The sequence below is a fragment of the Rhodopila sp. genome, from assembly GCF_965277825.1.
GTDB lineage: Bacteria > Pseudomonadota > Alphaproteobacteria > Acetobacterales > Acetobacteraceae > Rhodopila.
In genome coordinates this window covers 2,264,868-2,284,886 of sequence record NZ_OZ255846.1, presented here as the reverse complement: position 1 = coordinate 2,284,886, position 20,019 = coordinate 2,264,868, and the positions used below count along the sequence as shown (strand labels likewise).

At 67.2% G+C, this 20,019-nt stretch carries 17 protein-coding genes; 10 read left to right on the top strand and 7 right to left on the bottom strand.

Annotation, left to right across the window (positions count from 1 at the left end; translation table 11 throughout):
• Positions 1 to 1,266, bottom strand: a complete 1,266-nt coding sequence (locus ACQY4T_RS11390; protein WP_428541736.1) for a ferredoxin:protochlorophyllide reductase (ATP-dependent) subunit N — start codon at positions 1,264 to 1,266, stop codon at positions 1 to 3.
• A complete protein-coding gene (gene bchF / locus ACQY4T_RS11385) occupies positions 1,263 to 1,850 on the bottom strand; it encodes a 2-vinyl bacteriochlorophyllide hydratase (RefSeq protein ID WP_428541733.1) in 588 nt (195 codons plus the stop codon). Before bchF ends, ACQY4T_RS11390 begins: the two co-directional genes overlap by 4 nt.
• A 277-nt stretch (positions 1,851 to 2,127) precedes the next feature.
• On the opposite strand from bchF, the gene ACQY4T_RS11380 reads away from it, so the two are divergent.
• From ACQY4T_RS11380 to ACQY4T_RS11360, 5 genes are read left to right on the top strand one after another with little or no spacing between them, the layout of a single operon-like run.
• The gene (locus ACQY4T_RS11380; protein ID WP_428541730.1) at positions 2,128 to 3,045 is read left to right on the top strand and encodes a cobalamin B12-binding domain-containing protein; all 918 of its coding nucleotides are present in this window, start codon (positions 2,128 to 2,130) and stop codon (positions 3,043 to 3,045) included.
• A gap of 46 nt (positions 3,046 to 3,091) precedes the next feature.
• Positions 3,092 to 4,516, top strand: coding sequence for a transcriptional regulator PpsR (ppsR, locus tag ACQY4T_RS11375; protein WP_428541727.1), 1,425 nt, complete (start codon positions 3,092 to 3,094; stop codon positions 4,514 to 4,516).
• Between the two features lie 13 nt (positions 4,517 to 4,529).
• Complete coding sequence (gene chlG / locus ACQY4T_RS11370) at positions 4,530 to 5,513, top strand: chlorophyll synthase ChlG (RefSeq protein WP_428541724.1); 984 nt, start codon at positions 4,530 to 4,532, stop codon at positions 5,511 to 5,513.
• Positions 5,510 to 6,682, top strand: coding sequence for a geranylgeranyl diphosphate reductase (locus ACQY4T_RS11365; RefSeq protein ID WP_428541721.1), 1,173 nt, complete (start codon positions 5,510 to 5,512; stop codon positions 6,680 to 6,682). Before chlG ends, ACQY4T_RS11365 begins: the two co-directional genes overlap by 4 nt.
• Positions 6,679 to 7,155 carry a TspO/MBR family protein gene (locus ACQY4T_RS11360; protein ID WP_428541718.1) on the top strand — a complete coding sequence of 159 codons (477 nt, stop codon included), beginning with the start codon at positions 6,679 to 6,681 and terminating at the stop codon, positions 7,153 to 7,155. The genes ACQY4T_RS11365 and ACQY4T_RS11360 overlap by 4 nt, the downstream gene beginning before the upstream one ends.
• A 130-nt stretch (positions 7,156 to 7,285) precedes the next feature.
• On the opposite strand, the gene ACQY4T_RS11355 is transcribed toward ACQY4T_RS11360, so the two are convergent.
• From ACQY4T_RS11355 to ACQY4T_RS11345, 3 genes are all read right to left on the bottom strand, one after another.
• Complete coding sequence (locus tag ACQY4T_RS11355; RefSeq protein ID WP_428541715.1) at positions 7,286 to 7,864, bottom strand: ABC transporter substrate-binding protein; 579 nt, start codon at positions 7,862 to 7,864, stop codon at positions 7,286 to 7,288.
• Between the two features lie 102 nt (positions 7,865 to 7,966).
• Positions 7,967 to 8,752, bottom strand: a complete 786-nt coding sequence (locus ACQY4T_RS11350; protein ID WP_428541712.1) for a phytanoyl-CoA dioxygenase family protein — start codon at positions 8,750 to 8,752, stop codon at positions 7,967 to 7,969.
• Positions 8,749 to 9,528, bottom strand: coding sequence for an NTP transferase domain-containing protein (locus tag ACQY4T_RS11345; protein ID WP_428541709.1), 780 nt, complete (start codon positions 9,526 to 9,528; stop codon positions 8,749 to 8,751). Before ACQY4T_RS11345 ends, ACQY4T_RS11350 begins: the two co-directional genes overlap by 4 nt.
• A 90-nt stretch (positions 9,529 to 9,618) precedes the next feature.
• Between ACQY4T_RS11345 and aepX the strand changes: the two genes are divergently transcribed.
• Complete coding sequence (aepX, locus tag ACQY4T_RS11340; RefSeq protein WP_428541706.1) at positions 9,619 to 11,256, top strand: phosphoenolpyruvate mutase; 1,638 nt, start codon at positions 9,619 to 9,621, stop codon at positions 11,254 to 11,256.
• Between the two features lie 169 nt (positions 11,257 to 11,425).
• Positions 11,426 to 12,604, top strand: coding sequence for a phosphonopyruvate decarboxylase (gene aepY, locus ACQY4T_RS11335; protein ID WP_428541703.1), 1,179 nt, complete (start codon positions 11,426 to 11,428; stop codon positions 12,602 to 12,604).
• Positions 12,605 to 12,699: 95 nt separating this feature from the next.
• Here aepY and ACQY4T_RS11330 read toward each other — a convergent pair whose 3' ends face one another.
• A complete protein-coding gene (locus ACQY4T_RS11330; protein WP_428541700.1) occupies positions 12,700 to 13,806 on the bottom strand; it encodes a 2-aminoethylphosphonate--pyruvate transaminase in 1,107 nt (368 codons plus the stop codon).
• 75 nt (positions 13,807 to 13,881) lie between these two features.
• Here ACQY4T_RS11330 and ACQY4T_RS11325 point away from each other — a divergent pair, with 75 nt between their 5' ends.
• Genes ACQY4T_RS11325 through ACQY4T_RS11315 form a run of 3 tightly spaced genes read left to right on the top strand, consistent with a single transcriptional unit; the run spans position 13,882 to position 18,198 of the window.
• Positions 13,882 to 15,036 (top strand): flippase-like domain-containing protein, encoded by a 1,155-nt coding sequence (locus ACQY4T_RS11325; protein ID WP_428541697.1) that lies wholly within the window; start codon positions 13,882 to 13,884, stop codon positions 15,034 to 15,036.
• Positions 15,033 to 15,632, top strand: a complete 600-nt coding sequence (locus ACQY4T_RS11320; RefSeq protein WP_428541694.1) for a CDP-alcohol phosphatidyltransferase family protein — start codon at positions 15,033 to 15,035, stop codon at positions 15,630 to 15,632. The genes ACQY4T_RS11325 and ACQY4T_RS11320 overlap by 4 nt, the downstream gene beginning before the upstream one ends.
• 4 nt (positions 15,633 to 15,636) lie before the next feature.
• Positions 15,637 to 18,198, top strand: coding sequence for an MMPL family transporter (locus tag ACQY4T_RS11315; RefSeq protein ID WP_428541691.1), 2,562 nt, complete (start codon positions 15,637 to 15,639; stop codon positions 18,196 to 18,198).
• A gap of 472 nt (positions 18,199 to 18,670) precedes the next feature.
• Here the strand turns inward: ACQY4T_RS11315 and ACQY4T_RS11310 are convergent, their stop codons facing one another.
• Positions 18,671 to 20,002: a serine hydrolase domain-containing protein gene (locus tag ACQY4T_RS11310; RefSeq protein WP_428541688.1), complete on the bottom strand. Its 1,332-nt coding sequence runs from the start codon at positions 20,000 to 20,002 to the stop codon at positions 18,671 to 18,673.
• Positions 20,003 to 20,019 lie beyond the last annotated feature (17 nt).

The following is a 20,019-nucleotide window of genomic DNA, read 5'->3' as shown; positions in this document are numbered from 1 at the left end:
CTACACCGCCAGCCGTGTGCGCCGCACCAGCGGTCGCGCGAACAGTTCGGCCAGCTCGCCGGCCTGGTCGTAGCCCTGTACTGGGCTGAACAGCAGCTCGATCGACCATTTCGTGGTCAGACCCTCCGCCTCCAGCGGATTCGCCAATCCCAAGCCGCACACCACCAGGTCAGGCCGGCCCGCGCGGCAGCGATCCAGTTGCCGCTCGACATCCTGGCCTTCGCTCAACACCACGCTTTCCGGCAACAGCGCCAGTTCCTCGGCCAGGTGCTGGCGATGCAGATACGGCGTCCCAGCCTCCAGCACCCGCATCGACAATTCGCGGCACAAAAACCGAGCCAGCGGAATCTCTAGTTGCGAGTCCGGAAACAAAAACACCCGGCGCCCGGCCAGCTCGCCGCGATACCGCGCCACCGCCCGACGCCCGCGCTCCTGCGCCAATTCAGTCGCCACCCGAAACGTCGAAGCATCCACCCCAAACGCGCAGGCCGCCGCCCACAGCCACGCCGTGGTGCCCTCGACCCCCAGCGGAAACGGCGCCGCGATTCGTTCAGCGCCACGCTCCTCCAGCGCCCGCGCGGTCTCCGCCAGGAACGGCTGCGCCAGCAAAAAACGCGTGCCCGGCCCCACCGCCGGCAACGCCCCGGCCCGACGAGGCGGCAGGAACCGCACCCGCTCGATTCCCATCGCCGCGAACAGCCGCGCGAACTGGTCCTCCACCACGTCCGCCAACGCACCCACCACCAGCAACTCGCCCGCCCCGCCCGCCGGCAACACCGGCACCAGCGATGCCAGGCAAGCATCCTCGCCTTGCGTGAATGTCGTTTCGATCCCGCTGCCCGAGTAGTTCAGCACCCGCACATCCGGCCCGAACTGCCGCCCCAGCCGCAGCGCCGCGCGCGACAGGTCCAGCTTGATGACTTCCGACGGACAAGACCCGACCAGGAACAACAACTTGATATCGGGACGCCGCCGCAGCAGTTGCGTCACCACCTCATCCAGCTCGTCGTTGGCATCCGCCAGCCCCGCCAGGTCACGCTCATCGATGATCGCCGTGGCGAAGCGCGGTTCGGCGAAGATCATCACCCCGGCCGCGGACTGGATCAGGTGCGCGCAGGTGCGCGATCCCACCACCAGGAAAAACGCATCCTGGATCTTGCGATGCAGCCAGATGATCCCGGTCAGGCCACAGAACACCTCGCGCTGGCCACGCTCGCGCAACACCGCCCGTTCACCCGTGATCGCACTGGCTGGGGCACCGTTCACGAAGGCTGACCGAGCGCGGCGCCCGCCGTCCAAAGATGCTCCTGCTGGCGCGCCGCCCGCAGCTTCAGCACGAACTGAGTGGCATTGATCACGTACGACGCATAAGCCGCCAGCGCCAACCACATCTGCCGTTCGGCATCGACCGCACCGGAAAACAACGCGATCAGATACGTAGTGTGCAGCGCCAGCACCAACATGCTGACGACGTCTTCCCAGAAGAACGCCGGAGCAAACAGGTAGCGCCCGAACACGTCACGCTCCCAGATCGAACCCGTCACCATGATGACATACAGCACCACCGTCTTCACCACGATCGACGCCGTAGCCACCCCCAGCCCGCTGCCCGTCGCCAAATAGCGCAGCACCAAACTCACACTGACCACAAAGACCGCGAACTGCAGCGGCGCCAGCACGCCCTGCACCATGGTCCACCGCGACTCGTCGCGCCGCCGCCGCTCATCGGCGGTGTACAGCGGCCGCCCCCGCAGTGGGCTGCACTGGTGCAGCCGCCGACCCGCGGCTGCGCCCCACGGGCAACAGTCGGCCCCGCCAATGGCCCGATTGAGCAGATCAAGCGTAAACATGGATTGACAACAAAGCGAAGGATTGGTGGGCTTTGACGCCGGCCGGCGACCAATCGCCAGCCGCCTCGCCTGCCCCATCCATTGACCGCAAATTGCTTGGTGTTCGAACGGCACATCGTGGAATAGCAATGGGATTTTTCACCTCGCCCTCCCTGCGCAAGATGCAGCACGTGTTGGAAGGCTAGAGCGCGTCGAAGCAAACTGTCAAGCGCCCCGTACGTAAACCGTGCTTGACAATCAGGGCGCGCCGCGATGAACTAAAACGGGGAGACAGAGCATGAGCTGTGTGGAACATGTCGCCAACTCATCCGAATGGCCCGGCTCGAAGCAGCCGCGCCAAAAATCGCCTGGCCAATCGTCAGGCCCGGCCTCGGACCACGGCACCCCAAAACACTATACTCGCGAAAATCTCGGATCACTGGCGCCAAACCGCCGCTCCGCACTGCTGGAAAAGATCGTCGAGACCGAAATCCTGCCGCGTCTCGCTCGCGCCCGGTCAGCCGCCGCGCGCACCAGCGAACCGCCGACAACTTTGGATGACACCACCGAACTGGTGCACCGGCTGATCGGCCCTGATGACGGCGCGCCTTGGGCCTACATCGAACGCCTGCACGCCAACGGCGCCACCGCCGCCACGCTCTATCTCGGCATCATCACCCGCGCCGCCCGCCTGCTGGGCGAGCTCTGGCAACAGGACCGCTGCGACTTCACCCAGGTCACCATCTGCCTCGGCCGCCTGCAGCACATCGTGCGCAAGCTCTCGCCCGACTTCCAGGCCGCCGCCGTCGGCCAGTCCGCCCACGCCGATACCGTCCTGCTGCTGCCCGCGCCCGGCGAACAACACACCATCGGCCTTGTCATCCTCGCCGAGTTCTTTCGCCGCGAGGGCTGGAACGTCGCCGGCGGCCCGGTCTCCACCGGCTACGACGCCCCCAGGTTGGTGCGCGGCGCATGGACCGATGTCGTCGGCTTCTCGATCGGCTCGATGCAGCGCCTCGATCAACTGACAACCTGCATCAGCGCGATGCGCAAGGCATCCCGCAACCCCTATCTGGCGGTGCTGGTTGGCGGACCGCTGCTGCTTGAACGTCCCGACCTGGTGGCCCGGATCGGCGCTGATGCTACAGCGGTCGACGCTCCCGCCGCCGTCCGCCAGGCGAGAGGCTTGCTGGCGATGCAAGCCGCCGCCGACTGACCGACAAACCAGGGCCCGGTGTTCAGAACGGAGGGTTCCGCTAACCGTGAAGGCATTCAAGGCCCCAAAAACAGCCCTGGGTGATATCGATGCGGAAGCCGCGGCGGCGCTGATCACCGCGGCCGCCGACATCGCTTTGATCCTCGACGCCAGCGGCACCATCCGCGACGTCTCGATCGCCGCCGAGGACCTGATGGACGACCTCGCCGGCCATACCAACTGGCTGGGCAAGCCCTGGATCAGCACCGTCACCGAAGACAGCCGCCAGAAAGTCGAAATGCTGATCGCCGGCGCGTCTTCCCGACAGCAGCCGCGCTGGCGCCACCTCAACCACCCCGCCGCCAGCGGCCCCGACGTACCCATCCTCTACGCCGCGATCCGCACCGGAACCGCCGAACGCATCGTCGCCTTCGGCCGCGACCTGCGCGCCGTCTCCGCGCTGCAGCGCCGCCTGGTCGATGCCCAGCAGTCGATGGAGCGCGACTACATCCGCATCCGCTACATCGAAACCCGCTACCGGCTGTTGTTCCAGATGGCGACCGACGCCGTGCTGATCGTCGACAACGCCACCCACAAGGTGCTCGACAGCAACCCCACCGCCCGCCGCCTGTTCGCCCACGCCGCCGAACCCGGCGCCCCCTGGCCGCTGGCCAACGGCTTCACCCCAAATACCGCGCAAGGCGTCGAACTGCTGCTCGCCGGCGTGCGCGCCTCCGGTCGAGCCGACGACGTACACGCGCGGCTGCTGCAGGACGACCGCGAAGTCGTGGTCAGCGCCTCCCTGTTCCGCGACGAGGCCGGCGTCGCCTGCCTGCTGCGCATCGCCCAGCCCGCCGGCGAACCCGCCTCCGGCGTGCTGCCGAAACTGAAGGCCAAGCTGCTCAAGCTGATGGAAAGTGCGCCCGACGGCTTCGTAGTCACCGGCGTCGATGGCCGCATCATCACCGCCAACGCCACCTTCCTCGAACTCGCTCAACTACCCACCGAGGAACAGGCCCGCGGCCAGCCGCTCGGCCGTTGGCTCGGCCGTTCCGGTGTCGATCTGGATATCCTGATCGCCAACATGCGCCAACACGGCTCGGTACGTCTGTTCGCCAGCCTGCTGCGCGGCGAGCTCGGCGAACCCGCCGACGTCGAGGTCTCCGCCGTCACCGTCATGAACGGCGGCCAGCCATGCTTTGGATTCGCCATCCGCGACGTCGGCCGCCGGCTGCACCGCACCCCGCAAGTCGAACGCGCCATGCCCAGATCGCTCGACCACCTCACCGAACTGATCGGCCGCGTCGCGCTCAAGGACCTGGTGCGCGAGGCCACCGACGTGATCGAGCGGCTATGTATCGAATCCGCCCTCAACCTGACCGGCGACAACCGCGCCTCGGCCGCCGAGATGCTCGGTCTCAGCCGCCAAAGCCTCTACGTGAAACTGCGTCGCTACGGTCTCGGTGACCCCGAGGCCGCGGGTGCGGATTGAAGGACCCAACACCGTGGATACAGCCCCAACCTCATCATGGCCCGGCATCGCCGGGCCGCTCGTCGCACCCACCAACCCCATCGCCAACAACCCCATCGCCGCCAACCACGTCGCGACAGACGCAAACCCCGCGCGCCGCATGCCCGCAATGCTCGAACTGCTGAAACCGATCACCTGGTTCGCCCCAATGTGGGCGTTCGGCTGCGGCGTGGTCTCCTCCGGCGTGCCGCTGCTGGACCGCTGGTGGGCGGTGATCCTCGGCGTCATCCTGGCCGGCCCGATGGTCTGCGGCACCAGCCAGGCGGTGAACGACTGGTTCGACCGCCACGTCGATGCAATCAATGAACCCGACCGCCCGATCCCATCGGGCCGCCTGCCGGGACGAAGCGGCCTGCTGATCGCTATCGCCTGGACCGTGCTGTCGCTGCTGGTCGCCGCCCCGCTCGGCCGCTGGGGCTTCGGCGCCGCGGTGGTCGGCCTCGCCTTGGCCTGGGCCTACAGCGCGCCACCGCTGCGGTTGAAGCAAAATGGCTGGTGGGGCAACACCGCCTGCGCCGCCTGCTATGAAGGCCTGCCCTGGATCACCGGCGCCGCGGTCATGACCGCCACCCGGCCCGAGTGGCAAATCTTCGCCATCGCCGCGCTCTACAGCGCCGGCGCCCACGGCATCATGACGCTGAACGATTTCAAGTCGATCGACGGCGACCGCCAGACCGGCATCGCCTCGCTGCCCGTCCTGCTGGGCACCGAACGCGCGGCCGGGGCCGCCTGCATCGCCATGGCCCTGCCGCAAGTCGCCGTGATCGCCCTGCTGCTGGGCTGGGGCTTCGTCACCTCCGCCTTCGTCGTCTCGCTGCTGCTGATGGCGCAGTTGCTGCTGATGGTCCGCCTGATGGCCGCACCCAGGGCCAACGCCCCCTGGTACAACGCCACCGGCACCACGCTCTACGTCATCGGAATGCTGGTCACCGCCTTCGCACTGAGGATGCCAACATGATCGAAACCTACGATGCCGTGGTCGTCGGCGGCGGCCCGTGCGGCGCCACCGCCGCCAACGAACTCGCCCGCAAAGGCCGCTCCGTCCTGCTGCTCGACCGCGCCGGCCGCATCAAGCCCTGCGGCGGCGCCATCCCGCCCAGGCTGATCCAGGATTTCGGCATCCCCGATCACCTGCTCGCCGCCCGCATCACCTCGGCCCGCATGATCGCCCCCTCCGACCGCGCCGTGGACATGCCGATCGCCAATGGCTTCGTTGGCATGGTCGATCGCGAAACCTTCGACGAATGGCTGCGCGACCGCGCCGCCGCCAACGGCGCCACTCGACAAAGCGGCAAGTTCGACACCATCTCGCGCGACCCTGACGGCACCGCGCGCGTCCACTTCCAGCCCAAGCAAGGCCCCGAAACCTCGGTCCGCGCCCGCCTCGTCATCGGCGCCGACGGCGCCAAATCCACAGTCGCCGCGCAGTGCATCCCCGGCGCCGCCAAGATCCCCCACGTCTTCGCCTACCACGAGATCCTCCGCGTTCCGCCCGAAGGCTTCGACGCCACCCGCTGCGACGTCTACTACCAGGGCCGCCTGTCACCCGATTTCTACGGCTGGGTGTTCCCGCACGGCGAAACCGCCAGCGTCGGCAGCGGCTCGATGCACAAAGGCTTCTCGCTGCGCCGCTCGGTCACCGACCTGCGCCAGGCCGCCGGCCTCGCCAGCGCCGAAACGATCCGCCGCGAAGGCGCCCCGATCCCGCTGCACCCGATGCGCCGCTGGGACAACGGCCGCGACGTCATGGTCGCCGGCGACGCCGCCGGGGTGGTTGCACCGGCGTCCGGTGAGGGCATCTACTACGCCATGGACGGTGGACGCCTGGCCGGCGAAGCAGCCGACAAATTTCTCGCCGACGGCAACCCAGCCGCGCTGCGCACCGCGCGCCGCCGCTTCATGCGCCAGCACGGCCGGGTGTTCTGGATCCTGCGCATGATGCAGTGGTTCTGGTATTCCAGCGACAAGCGGCGCGAGCGATTCGTCAGCATGTGCCAGGACCCCGACGTGCAACGCCTGACCTGGGACTCCTACATGAACAAGCGCCTGACCCGCACCAGCCCAACCGCACACGTCAAGATTTTCTTCAAGGACCTCGCGCATCTGCTGGGTCTGGTCTCTGCGTGACCTTCCAGATTATCGTCGCTGCCGCCTGGGGGATCGTCGTTGCCGGATTTGGCGCCTTTCTGACCGAACTGTCCCCCTGGTACCGCGCCTTGCGCAAACCGACCTGGCAACCGCCCGACTGGCTGTTCGGTCCGGCCTGGACCTTGATCCTGGGGCTGGCTTCGGTCTCCGCCCTACTGGCCTGGCGCGCCGCCCCGGATCGCGCCAGCCGCGTACTCGTGGTTGCCCTGTTCGTGCTCAACGGCTTGGCCAACCTCGGCTGGAGCCCACTGTTCTTCAAGCTGCGCCGGCCCGACTGGGCATTATGGGAGGTGCCGCTGCTCTGGCTCTCCATCCTGCTGCCGATCGTGCTGCTGGCACCGATCTCACGCACCGCCAGCCTGCTGCTGCTGCCCTACCTGGCCTGGGTCTCGTTTGCCGCCTTCCTCAACCTCACCATCGTGCGCCTCAACACCCCGTTTCGCGGCCTATGATCAGCGGAAAATCACAACAAGATCCGCCAAACGCGGCCCACCACACCCGCCTCAACCATCCGCCCGACCTGGCAACCGAGTCCCATCCCCGAAACCGGCACGCCACCCCAACATGCCGAAGGATACCGCGTCACCCGGTCGCCAGATCAGCCGACTTGCTCTCAAGGCTTTGAGCCAGCGCCGCGGCGCCCCCCCGGCTCAACAATTGCCGAAAATCCGAACGCTGCACCGCAACCCGGCTGATCACGCCGTCAGCCAGGATGTCGACCACGCGCCAACCCTTCGGACCCTGGCGCATCACATGATCCAGCTCATCCCGATCCCCGGAATCATGCACGATCCGCACCCGAACAACCTGATCGTTACCGGAGACCCGAGTATCGGGGTTGACCTCGAAATGCTGATCATTCTGATCAAACCCGTTGACGTACGACGCCACCGTGTAGCGCCGGAATGCAGCAAATAAAGTCGCCTGCTGATCTTGCGACAGCGTATTCCAGCCAATCCCCACCGACGTCTTCAGAATCGTATCGAGATCGAAGGTCTGGTCGATCACCGGACCCAGCATCTCGACCCGCTCCGCGAACGGCGTGCCGCGCCCCGCCTTCATCACCCGAAGCAGCCCCTGCACGAGCTGTCGAATCGGCGCAACCGCCGCGCTGTCCGCATGACCGACATGCGGAATCGCCACCAGCACAACTGCGCTCATCGCCAGCAAAGCGCGCCTGCACAACCCAGCCGTCATAAAAATCCCTGCCATCGACCCGACACCCCATCGCCAACCGCAGGGCGTCCGCCGCCACCATTGCCGCTAAACCCGGAACACATACGCCTTGCCGCCATCCCGTTCGATGTCGGGCGGAAACGCAACCCGCTTGTCGGCATAATAGCGATCCCGATGATCCCCGCCACTGGCCAGGTTATAGGTCAAATAAAGGATCCGCCGCGGCCGGTCCGTGAAGTTCGGCTTCGACGCATGCGGCGCGAAGCTGTCAAAAAACACCACATCCCCCGCCGAGGTCGGCACCGCCCGCAACGCAAGCCCGGTCTCCTCCAGCGCCTTCCATTCCTCGCCGATCAAGCCTTCGAGGTGGCGCCCCGGCACCATCTCCAGGCAGCCGTTTTCCAGTGTTGCCGCGTCCAGCGTGACCATCGCGGTAACAAAGATCGGCGCATACCGACTCCACCCGGCCTGCTGATCCTGGTGCGCCTTGAATCCCGGGCCACCCGGCATCTTGAAATTGATCTTGTCCTTGAACAGCACCACCGGCTCGCCCATCAACCCCGCCGTCCAACGCGCGATTGCACCGTATCGGATCAGGCCGTCTAGACCGGCATGGAACGGGCAGAAATTCTCCATCCGCTGGATCACCCGACGCCCAGGCTCCGTCAGGCTGTCCTCGTAATACACCCAATGTCGCCCCGGCTGCTCCGGCCTGGCCTGCAACTCCTCGGTCCAGCGCAACAGGCGGGCGATCTGATCGGCGCCGAAAAACCCCCGCACCACCAGATATCCGTCCCGCGCCATCCGCTCGACCTGCTCAGCCGTCGGGTCGCGATCCGCCGCGCCAGCCAACCCGGTCGCCGACACGCTCATGCCGACAATTCCGCCACCAGCGCCCGAGCTTTCACGATGTCCTGGGGAAAATCGATCTCCGTCCAAGGGATGCCGCTAATGTCCTCGAATCCGAAACGATCTGCCCCGGCCCTGATCATGTCGCGGATCGGCTCCTCATATTCCATCATCCGACCACCGCCATCGACATAGGCTTCGCTTCGGCCCGCAAGTTCCTTAGCCACCGCGGCGGAAAACCGGAAGAAACCGACCGACTCGCCGTGCCAATCATGCGGTTCGGTCGGCCGCTTGTGAAAATCCACGATTCGGCCATCCCGCACACACAACTTCACTGGCTCATCCCCCGGCTCGATCTCGCGGTCGAGCAACAAGCAGTCAGGCTTTCGGCTGTTGACCAGGCGACCCATCAGCCGCGCATCATACAGCACATCCGCGTCCATCAGGATAACCGAACCACCACCGCGCATCACCGCCCGCCCGGTCCACAGCGACACCACGCTGCCTTCCCGGTAGTCCGGGTTCAGCACAACCGAAACCGCCGGCCCGTCCGCCAACCCGGCCAGCGCCGCGCGCATCCGCTCGGCACCAAATCCGATCACGACCGTAATAGACCGGATTCCCAGTCCCCGCAGAATCGCCACATGACGAGCCAGCAGCGACCGCCCGCCAAACTCCAGCAACGCCTTGGGCACCCCCGGCTCGGCTTCCCCCAACCCGCCCGGACCCAGCCGCCGTCCCATGCCAGCGGCCAGGATCAGCGCACAGGCCGGCACCTCCCCACCAAGCTCGCTAGCCATGCGCAACGTCCCCTCGGTTGTCGAATCGTGGCAATACCATTACACCGCACAGTCCTTTTGTCCGGTCAATCCGGTCCCTCCGGAGACAACATGCCAAACGACATGAACCAAGTCGCCGCTCCCGCCGACCCCGCCCGGCTCTCCAGGCCCGCCAAGCTGCGCCATTGCCTGGCCTCGCCCGACCTCGCCTTCCTCATGGAGGCCCACAGCGGCCTGTCCGCCAAGATCGTCGAGGAAGCCGGATTCCAGGGCGTCTGGGCCTCCGGCCTGTCGATCTCCGCCATGCTAGGCCTGCGCGACAATAACGAGGCGTCCTGGACCCAGGCGCTCGACGTATTCGAATACATGGCCGACGCCACCACGCTGCCCATCCTGGTCGACGGCGATACCGGATACGGCAACTTCAACAACGTCCGCCGCCTGGTCCGCAAGCTGGGCGAACGCGGCATCGCCGGCGTCTGCCTGGAGGACAAGCTGTTCCCAAAAACCAATTCCTTCCTCGGCGAACGCCAACCGCTGGCCGATATCGCCGAATTTTGCGGCCGCATCCGCGCCGGCAAGGACTCCCAGACCGACGACAACTTCTCCATCATCGCCCGCACCGAAGCCCTGATCTCCGGCCATTCGATGGACGAGGCCTTGCGCCGCGCCGAGGCCTATCACGCCGCCGGTGCAGACGCGATCCTGGTGCATTCCAAGCAGTCCAACGCCACCGAGATCACCGACTTCATGCAGCGCTGGGACCACCGCTGCCCGATCGTCATCGTACCGACGATGTACTACGCCACGCCGGCCGCAACCTTCCGCCGCGCCGGCATCTCCCTGGTGATCTGGGCCAACCACCTGGTGCGCGCCTCGATCGCGGCCATGCGCGACACCGCCGCCCGCATCGCCGGAACCGAGTCGCTGCTCGAAGTCGAGGGCCGCGTCACCAGTGTGCGCGAAATCTTTCGCCTCACCGGCAACGACGAACTCGAGGAAGCCACCCGCCGCTACCTCCCCGCCACCCGCTCGATCCAAGCCATCGTGCTGGCAGCATCCCGAGGCACCGACCTCGACGCCGTCACCGCCGATCGCCCGAAATGCATGATCGACGTCCGCGGCACCCCGCTACTATTCCGCCTGCTCGGCACCCTGGACGAATGCGGCGTCAACGACGTCACCGTGGTCCGCGGCTATCGCAAGCAGGCGATCCCCACCACCGGCATCACCGTGCTCGACAACGACGCCTACGCTAACACCGGAGAGGCCGCCTCGCTGGCCTGCGCCCTGCCGCGACTCGAGGGCGAAACCGTCCTGGTCTACGGCGACGTGCTGTTCCGCCGCTATATCCTGGACCAGCTACTGGCCTCGGACGCCGACATCACCGTCGTCGTCGACTCCGCGCATACCGCGACCGCCAATCCACGCGACCTGGTCGGCGCAACGATCCGCAACACCGGCTTCTACCACGACGACGAACCGGCGCTGCTGACCCAGGTCGCCGCCGAACGCACCGCCGCCTGCGGCCAGTGGATCGGCCTGATGCACCTCAGCGCCGACGGCGCCACCCTGGTGCGCGACGAGCTCACCGCGATGCTCGCCGAAGGCGTGCTCGACCATGCCGACCTGCCCGCCCTGCTGCAACGCCTGATCCGCCGTCACCCGGTCGCCGTGCATTATATCACCGGCCACTGGCTCGACGTCGACAACACAGCCGACCTGGCGGAAGCCCGGAACTTCTCCTGATGCCGGACTTCCCTGATGCCGGACTTACCTGATGCCGGACTTACCTGATGCCGGACTTACCTGATGCCGGACTTCTCCTGATGCGGGATTTCTCCTGATGCCGGACTTCCCCTGATTCCGAACTTCTCCTCTCCAATGTCGGACGTCTCCTCATGCCAAATTTGTCCTCATGATCGACGCCGCCGCCTTCCTCCAGGCCGCGCAGCGCATCGGCATCGGCTTCTACAGCGCGGTCCCCTGCAGCTTCCTCACCCCGCTGATCAACCGCACCGCCAGCGACCGCGCGCTGCGCTACGTCGGCGCCGCCAGCGAGGGCGAGGCCGTGGCGATCGCCGCCGGCGCCTGGCTTGCCGGGCGCGAAACCGCCGTCATGTGCCAGAACTCCGGCCTCGGCAACGCCATCAACCCGCTGACCTCGCTGAACAAGCCGTTTCGCATCCCGACCCTGCTGATCGTCACCTGGCGCGGCCAGCCAAGCCTGCATGACGAGCCGCAGCATGAATTGATGGGCCGCATCACCCAACCCTTGCTCGACGTGATCGAAATCCCGCACCGCCGCTTCCCCGACGATCCGCAGGCACTCGACCCGCTGCTGCAAGACGCCCGAGCCACCATGTCCCGCACCGGCCTGCCCTTCGCCCTGGTGCTCGAAAACGGCACCCTGCGCGACGAACCGCTCGACCAACCACCCCGCACCCCACCCGAGCCGGGCGAGCACATCGACCTGCGACACCACGCCGACCGAGGCTCGCGCCTCGCCACCCTGGAGGCCGTGCTCGCCGCGATCCCCGACCACGTCCCCATCATCGTCACCACCGGCAAGACCGGCCGCGAACTGTTCACCCTGGCGGACCGCGACCAGCACCTCTATCAGGTCGGCTCCATGGGTTGCGCCAGCCCGATGGCGCTGGGCGTGGCCCTCACCACCGGCCGCCGCACCGTCGTGCTCGACGGCGACGGAGCCGCCCTGATGAAGCTCGGCAGCCTCGCCACCATAGGCGCATATCAGCCGCCCGGACTGTTGCACATCATCCTCGACAACGGTGTGCACGACTCCACCGGAGGCCAGGCCACCGCCTCGCCGTCAGTCGACTTCGCCGCCATCGCTCTCGCCTGCGGCTACCGCCGCGCGTTCTCCTGCGACAGCACCGCCGGCTTCACCCAGGCATTCAAACAGGCGCTGTCAACCCAAGGCCCGGTTCTGCTGCACATCCGCATCCTGCCAGGCTCGCTCGCCAAACTCGGCCGCCCGACCATCGCCCCGCACGAGGTCGCCCAGCGCTTCCGCGGCTTTCTCGCCCAAGCCGGCCGACCACGACCGAGCCGCACGCATCGACCGATGACCTAAACCATGCGATCCGATAACGACCGCCCGCAACGACTGATGACGTAATCATGCGATCCGAACACGCCCGCCCGCAGTCGGCCTGCGAGCGATCCAACTCAGGCCGCCGTCCGACCGTCCCGATGCTCCGCCAGGAAGCCATCGATCGCGACCAGGCACCGCATCATGTCCCCCGTCCCGATGGCGCCGATACAGCCGATGCGGAAGCTGTCCACCCCCGTCAGCTTGCCGGGATAGATCACGATCCCACGCGCATGCAGGAAGTCGTAGAACGCCTGGAACTTGAACCAGCCCCCCGGCGGCATCAGGAACGTCACGATCACCGGCGCCTGGTCCGCCGCCGCGATATACGGATGGAGCCCCCGCGCCCGCATCCCCTCCACCAGCACCTCGCAGTTGCGCCGATACCGCGCAAACCGTGCGTTGATGCCGCCCTCGGCCTCGAGCTGATCCAGCGCCGCGGCCAACCCCGCCACCACCTGCACCGGCGGCGTGAAACGCCACTGCCCGTTCGACTCGAACCCCCGCCATTGCTCGAACAGGTCCAAGCTGAGGCTGGTCGAATTCCCCGCACACCCTTGCAGATAAGCCGACTCGGCGATCACGAAACTGATCCCCGGCACCCCTTCCAGCCCCTTGTTGGACGAACCGATCAGCGCCGTGAACGGAACCCGGCCGCCATCGATCGGCACAGCTCCGAACGAGCTCATCGCATCCACCAACAGCCGCCTGCCGGCCCGCCGCACGCAGGCGGCAATCTCGGGCAGCGGGTTCAGCAGCCCGCTGGTGGTCTCGCAATGGATCAGCGCGACGTCGCTGATCTCGCGGTCAGCCGCCAACGCCGCGGCCACCCGCTCCGCCGAAATCGGCTGGTCCTCCGCCGCCTCCAGCGCCACCCAGGCGCGTCCCAGCCGACCGGCGATATCCACGATGCGACGCCCATACGCCCCGTTGACCAGCACCAGCAGACGCCCGTCCCGAGGCACCAGCGTCTGCACCGCCGCCTCCACCGCGAACGTGCCGCTGCCCTGCACCGGCACCGCGACATGCGTCCGCTCCACCCCCGCCAGCACCGCCAGGCGCGCCCGCACACCCTCGCTCAACGCGATGAAGTCAGCCTCGCGCGACCCCCAGTCGCGGCCCAACGCCGCCCGGGTTTGATCGGACGTGGTCAGCGGACCCGGTGTCAGCAGAAGGGGTGGCATGGCGGCGCGTCGCTCCCAAATGTAATCTAGCAGACATTATCGTAGAATCGGCGCCAATCAGAAAGACACCCACTCATGCGGTTCGGTGCCATCATCGGCGGTCTGCTCGGTCTAGCCCTTTCGGTGTGGCTGCTGCAAAATTACGGCGTCGGCCGAATCCTGGCTCTGCTGGCAAACGCCGGCTGGTTCGGCGTGCTCAGCGTGATCGCATTCCACCTGCCGCAGATCGTCGCCTCGGCGCTGGGGTGGTGCGCCATCACCGGCCCCGCCACCCCACGGCCTCCCGTGCGCACCTACCTCCTGCTGCGCTGGATCCGTGAGGGCGTGAACAACCTGCTGCCGGTTGCCCAGATCGGCGGCGAGTTCGTCGCCGCCCGCCTGCTGCAACGCCACGGCATGAAACTCGCCCCCGCCATCGCCGCAACCGTCGCCGACCTGACGATGGAAATGCTGACCCAGATCGCCTTCACCCTGCTCGGCCTGGTCCTGCTGCTGCAAACCGTGGCCGACAGCGGCATCGCCGGCTACGTGATCAGCGGGCTGGCCCTGGCCGCCACCCTCGCCGCCGGCTTTCTCGCCGCCCAATGGTTCGGCCTGGCATCGGCCATCGAATCCACCCTGCTCCGCCTCGGCCGAGCACTAGGCTGGGCCGGAACCGCCAACGTCAAAGGCTTGCACGACGCCTTGATCGCCTGCTACCGCTCCCCCGCCCGCGTCGCCCAATCCGCGCTGTGGCACATGATCTCCTGGCTGCTCGGCGGCATCGAGGTCTGCCTCGCCCTCCACTTCCTCGGCCACGACGTCGGCCTCGTTCCGGGCCTCATCATCGAAAGCCTCGGCCAGGCACTGAAAGCCGCCGGCTTCGCCGTACCCGGCGCGCTCGGCATCCAGGAAGGAGGCTACATCATCATCGGTCAGCTCTTCGGCCTGTCGCCCGAGACGGCGATCGCCCTCTCGCTGATGAGGCGCCTGCGCGAGGTCACACTCGGCATACCCGCCCTGCTCGCCTGGCCCCGCGCGGAGGCGCGTCCGGTCGTCGATGCCGAAGGGCGCCCCATCATCCGCGCGGAGGCGTACCCCGTCGTCGCGGATGCGCGCCCCAGCGTCGTCGCGGAGGCGCGCCCCGTCCTCGTCGCGGAGGCGCGCCCTATCCTCGATGCCGAAGCCCGCCCCATCATCCACCCCGAGATAGCCCCCGTCGTCCAGCCAATGCCAGGCCTCGCCCGATGATCGGAACCTCCTGGACCCACCTTCTGGCCCGCCTGATGATCAACCCTTTCATCGGCACCGCGCTGCGCCCGAACCACCTGACCACGCTGCGCCTGGTCTCCGGCATCGCCGCCTGCGCCTGCTTCGCGCCGGGAACCGAGGCCGGAATGGCCTGGGGCGGCGGCCTGTGGCTGGCATCGGCGTTCCTCGACCGTGCCGACGGCGAACTCGCCCGCGTCGGCAACATGATGACCCGAGGCGGCCACATCTACGACTACTACAGCGACAACCTGGTCAACGCGCTGTTCTTCGCCGCCATCGGCATCGGCCTGCGCCACACCTGGCTCGGCCGCTGGGCGATCCCGCTCGGCATCGTCACCGCCCTCGCCTTGCTCGCCTGCAACGCCTTCTCGGAACAACTGGAGCAACGCAGCTCCTCCAACACCAGAGCCTATTCCGGCCGCTGGGGATTCGATCCCGACGACGCACTCTACCTCATGAGCCCACTCGCCTGGCTCGGCTGGTTGACCCCCATCCTGGCGGCGGCGGCGGTCTGCACCACCACCTTGATGATCATCACCTGGGTCCGCCTGCGACGGCTGCCGCTGCAGGCCTGATCGCGTGGTCTTGGGGTATCTTGCCGCCGCATGCGCACGTCGGGCCGGCCTGGTCGCGCTGCTGGCACTGCTGCTGGCCGCCGCCGGCCTGTTTATCATCCACACCCGATTAGGCGTCACCACCGACACCAACGGCCTGTTCTCCAAGACCCTACCCTGGAAACAACGCCAGGCCGAGCTGCAGGCGGCCTTCCCGCAAGGCGAGGACCTCCTGGTCGCCGTCATCGACGCCAAAATCCCCGAACAGGCCGACAGCACCGCCGCCCACCTGGCCGACGCCCTGCGCCAGGACACCACCCATTTCAGCCTGGTCCGGCGCCCCGACGCCTCGCCCTACCTGCAACGCAACGCCCTGCTGTTCCTCGATCCCGGTCCGCTGACCGACCTGCTGAACCAGACCATCGACGCCCAGCCGTTCCTCGGCTACCTGGCCCAGGACCCCAGCCTGCGCGGCCTGGCACGGGCCCTGTCGTTGATCGCCGAGGCCGCGCGCCGCGGCCAGGCCAGCCTGACCCCCTTCGAACCGGCTTTGGCTGCCTTCCACAAGACCCTCGCCGCCACCAACCCAACGCCGCTGTCATGGCAAAACCTGATGGCCGGCCCGGTGTCATCGCTGGCCGGGCGCTACCGCTTCGTGCTGGCCAAGCCACGCCCCAACTACGGCGCGCTGCAACCCGGAGCGGCGGCGACCCAGGCAATCCGCGACGCCGCGGCTAAATTGCCGTTCGTGCGCGACGGCGCCGCGCGCGTGCGCATCACCGGCTCCGTCGCCCTCGACGACGATGAATTCGCCACCGTGGCGCAAGGCGCGGCGGTCGGCCTGCTCGGCAGCCTGCTGCTGGTCACGCTGTGGCTGTTCATCGCCGTCCGCTCCTGGCGCCTGATCCTGCCGATCGTGCTGACGCTGCTGCTCGGCCTGGATCTGACCGCCGCCTTCGCCGCCCTCGCGGTCGGCACGCTCAACCTGGTTTCGGTCGCGTTCGCAGTACTGTTCGTCGGCCTCGCCGTCGATTTCGCCATCCAGTTCACCGTCCGCTTCCGCGAGGCCAGCCTGCACACGCCGGCAGCGGTAGCCGCGCTGGGCCACACCGGACGACACAGCGGCTCCCAGATCCTGGTCGCCGCACTCGCCACCGCCGCCGGCTTCCTGGCGTTCACCCCAACCTCCTTCGCCGGCGTCGCCCAGCTCGGCCTGATCGCCGGCGTCGGCATGCTGCTCGCGTTCATCTGCACTCTGGCGGTATTGCCGGCGCTGATCGCACTGTTCCGCCCCGCCGCCGAGGCAGGCGAGGTCGGCTTCGTCTGGGCCCGCCCGATCGACACCGCCCTGGCCCGCCACCGCCGCCCCGTGCTCGCCGCCGCCGCGCTTCTTACCCTGCTCGGCCTCGGCCTGCTGCCCTGGCTGCGCTTCGACAGCGACCCGCTGCACACCAAAAACCAGAACACCGAATCGGTGCAGACCCTGAACGACCTGATCGCCGATCCGGTCACCAGCCCCTACAGCATCGAGATCCTCAAGCCCTCACTGGCCGCCGCCGAGGCACTCGCCCCCAAGCTGCGCGCCCTGCCGACGGTGGACGGCGTGCTATCCCTGAACAGCCTGGTGCCCGACGATCAGACGCGCAAACGCCAACTGATCGCGGACGCCGCCGACATCCTGATGACCACGCTGAACGTACCGCCAGAACCGCATCCTGACGCCGCGGCGCTGCGTGCCGCGATACGCGACGCGCTTCCCGCCATCACCGCCGCCGCAGCAAAACCCGCCGGCCGCGCCCTCAAGCCGATCGCCGACGACCTGCGAAACCTCGGCAATGCGCCCGACCAGCGACTGACCGACGAAGATGCCGCCCTGACCCGGTTCCTGCCCCAGCAACTGAAGCAACTGCTCACCGCGCTGCAAGCCACCGCAACCGTCACCCAGGCCGACATCCCGCCCGATCTGGCCCGCGACTGGATCACACCCGACGGCCGCGCCAAGCTCCAGGTGATGCCGAAACCCCAGATCGCCCGCACCAGCGCCGGCCTGCACCGTTTCGTCGCCGAGGTCGCCGCCGTCGTCCCCAGCGCGGGCGGCGCCGCCGTCACCATCGTGCGCAGCGCCGAGACCATCGTGGCCGCCTTCCGCTTCGCCGCCATCGGCGCACTGATCGCCATCACCATCATCCTTGCGGTCGCGCTTCGCCGCCTGCTCGATACCGCCCTGGTCCTCGCATCCCTGCTGCTGTCGTCGCTGCTCACCGTTATCGTCGCGGTCGCGCTGCCCTTGCCCCTGAACTTCGCCAACATCATCGCCCTGCCACTGCTGCTGGGCGTCGGCGTATCGTTCAACGTCTACTTCGTGATGAACTGGCGCGCCGGCCGCACCGCGCCGCTGGCCTCGGCCACCGCCCGAGCGATCCTGTTCTCCGCCCTGACCACCTCCACCGCGTTCGGCTCCCTCGCGCTATCCCGCCACCCCGGCACCGCCAGCATGGGAGACCTGCTGCTGGTCAGCCTGGCCTGCACGCTGCTCGCCACCTTCGTCTTCCTGCCGGCATTGCTGGCCAGTTGCCGGCGCGGGTGACTCCCGTTCGACACGGCTGCCACCAGCCTTCGCGGCAGCCTGTTCCGCACCTCAGGCCCGTTGCAACGGCGATCCGCAAACCGTCGCAACGGCGATCCGCCAAATCCAGCTCATCCTCGATCCGGTGAAGGCCGCGTCACCGATCGCACCCTGACGTCGCATCACATGCAAACATTGCCGCCTTGCCACCAAAGACCTGGCCCTGAGCGCCTGATGGGTTTTTCAATGATATCAAAGAAGAAGTCGTGGCAATCATCTCACGGAGAGATTATGGACGTTTGGCGACTGCGTATTGTGCCAACACGACCCCTGCCACGCACCGCTAGCTAGTGAGGTGGTCTCCATCGGTTGGACAGGACCCAGCCGATCCGCCGCGGGATCCGCTGAGCGCGGCCGGGAGCGCCCCGCCGCGCCACGACGGCGATCCGGCTGCTCGCCATCCATCGGCCCTCCGCCGCTGCGAATCCATCCTTCAGGACGGACCATTCCCAAGAGAGAGAGATGGTCCCGATGCGGCTCCTGGGCTGATCACGCTTTGCGGCTCGAGGATGCCGAGCACGGTCTGGTAAAGCGAGCCGAAGCCGGTCTCGGCGGCGCTGCTGTTTGCCGCCATGACGACGACCAAATCGTCATGCGGGCGGCGATACCAAACGACAGTGTGGGCAAACGATTTGCCCTCGTAGAACCAGAGTGGCCCCCCCGAGAAAGGCACCCAAGCCTGGCCAATCCCGAGTGAATAGCCACCCGGATCGGCTGGCGAGGTTGCCGGGATAGGCTGCCCTGAGCTTGTCGATACGAGCGAGAACAACTCGGCTTTCTGTTTGGCTGGCAGCAGCGTGTCGCTGAACATCGCCCTCACCCAGCGGGCCGTGTCCGGCAGGCTCGCAACGATCCCTCCCGAGGAATCTTCAACGGAAAGGTTCATTGTCTTCAAGTCTTGCCCGAGCAGGTCGTCTGCTGGAAACTGCGCGCAAGGCGGCTCCAGGTTCAGGGCCCCTTTGCAGAAAGACTGCGTGTCATAGCCACTCGGCATGGCATCGAGCACCCGCTCCGGCGGCACTTTGCGGCGGTAGTAGGTCTGGTGCAACCGCAACGGCGTGAGGAGCATTTGCTTGAGCGCCGTCGGATAGGACATGTGGCTTGCTCTGGCGACGACCATGCCGGCCAGGATGTACTTCGTGTTGACGTATTCCCAGGGCGCCGCCGGTTCGGTTGTGGGGGGATAGACGTAGCCGACCAGCTCCGCGGGCTGGAAGGTGCGATGGATGTTGGCGACCAGATCCGCTTGGAAAGCGGTGTTGAGAATGTAATCGTCGTGGATCGGCGCCGTCAGGTTCAGCAACTGCTGGATGGTGATGGATGACCAGGCCGGATACTCGGGCAGCCACTGGCCGAGCGTGTCGTGGATGTCCAGCACGCCCGCCGCCTCCAATTGCAGGAGCAGGACGGCGGTGAAGCTTTTGGCGATGCTGCCGAACTTGAACAGCGCGTCGGGGCAGATATCGCTGCCATCCTGTAACGAGGTGCTGCCGCTGGCGACGTCGATCGCCGGTTCCGTCGCCGACGGGCTGATATGCACGCTGACGCCGGAGAAACCCTCCACCTTCTGCCGTTCGGCATAGTAGGCGTCGACCGCCTGCTTCAGGGCGCGGTAGCGCGGGTCGGCCTGGCTCGCGGCTAATTGGTCTTGCTGGTTACTGCATTGAGCGTGCGCCGGGGTCATGCGCGCGCAAAAGGCGGCGAGGATTGCGAGCCCGGCGAGCGCGGCCGCGCGCCAGGCAGACGATAGAGTTCTGGGGGACATTCCAGCTCCTGATGGCG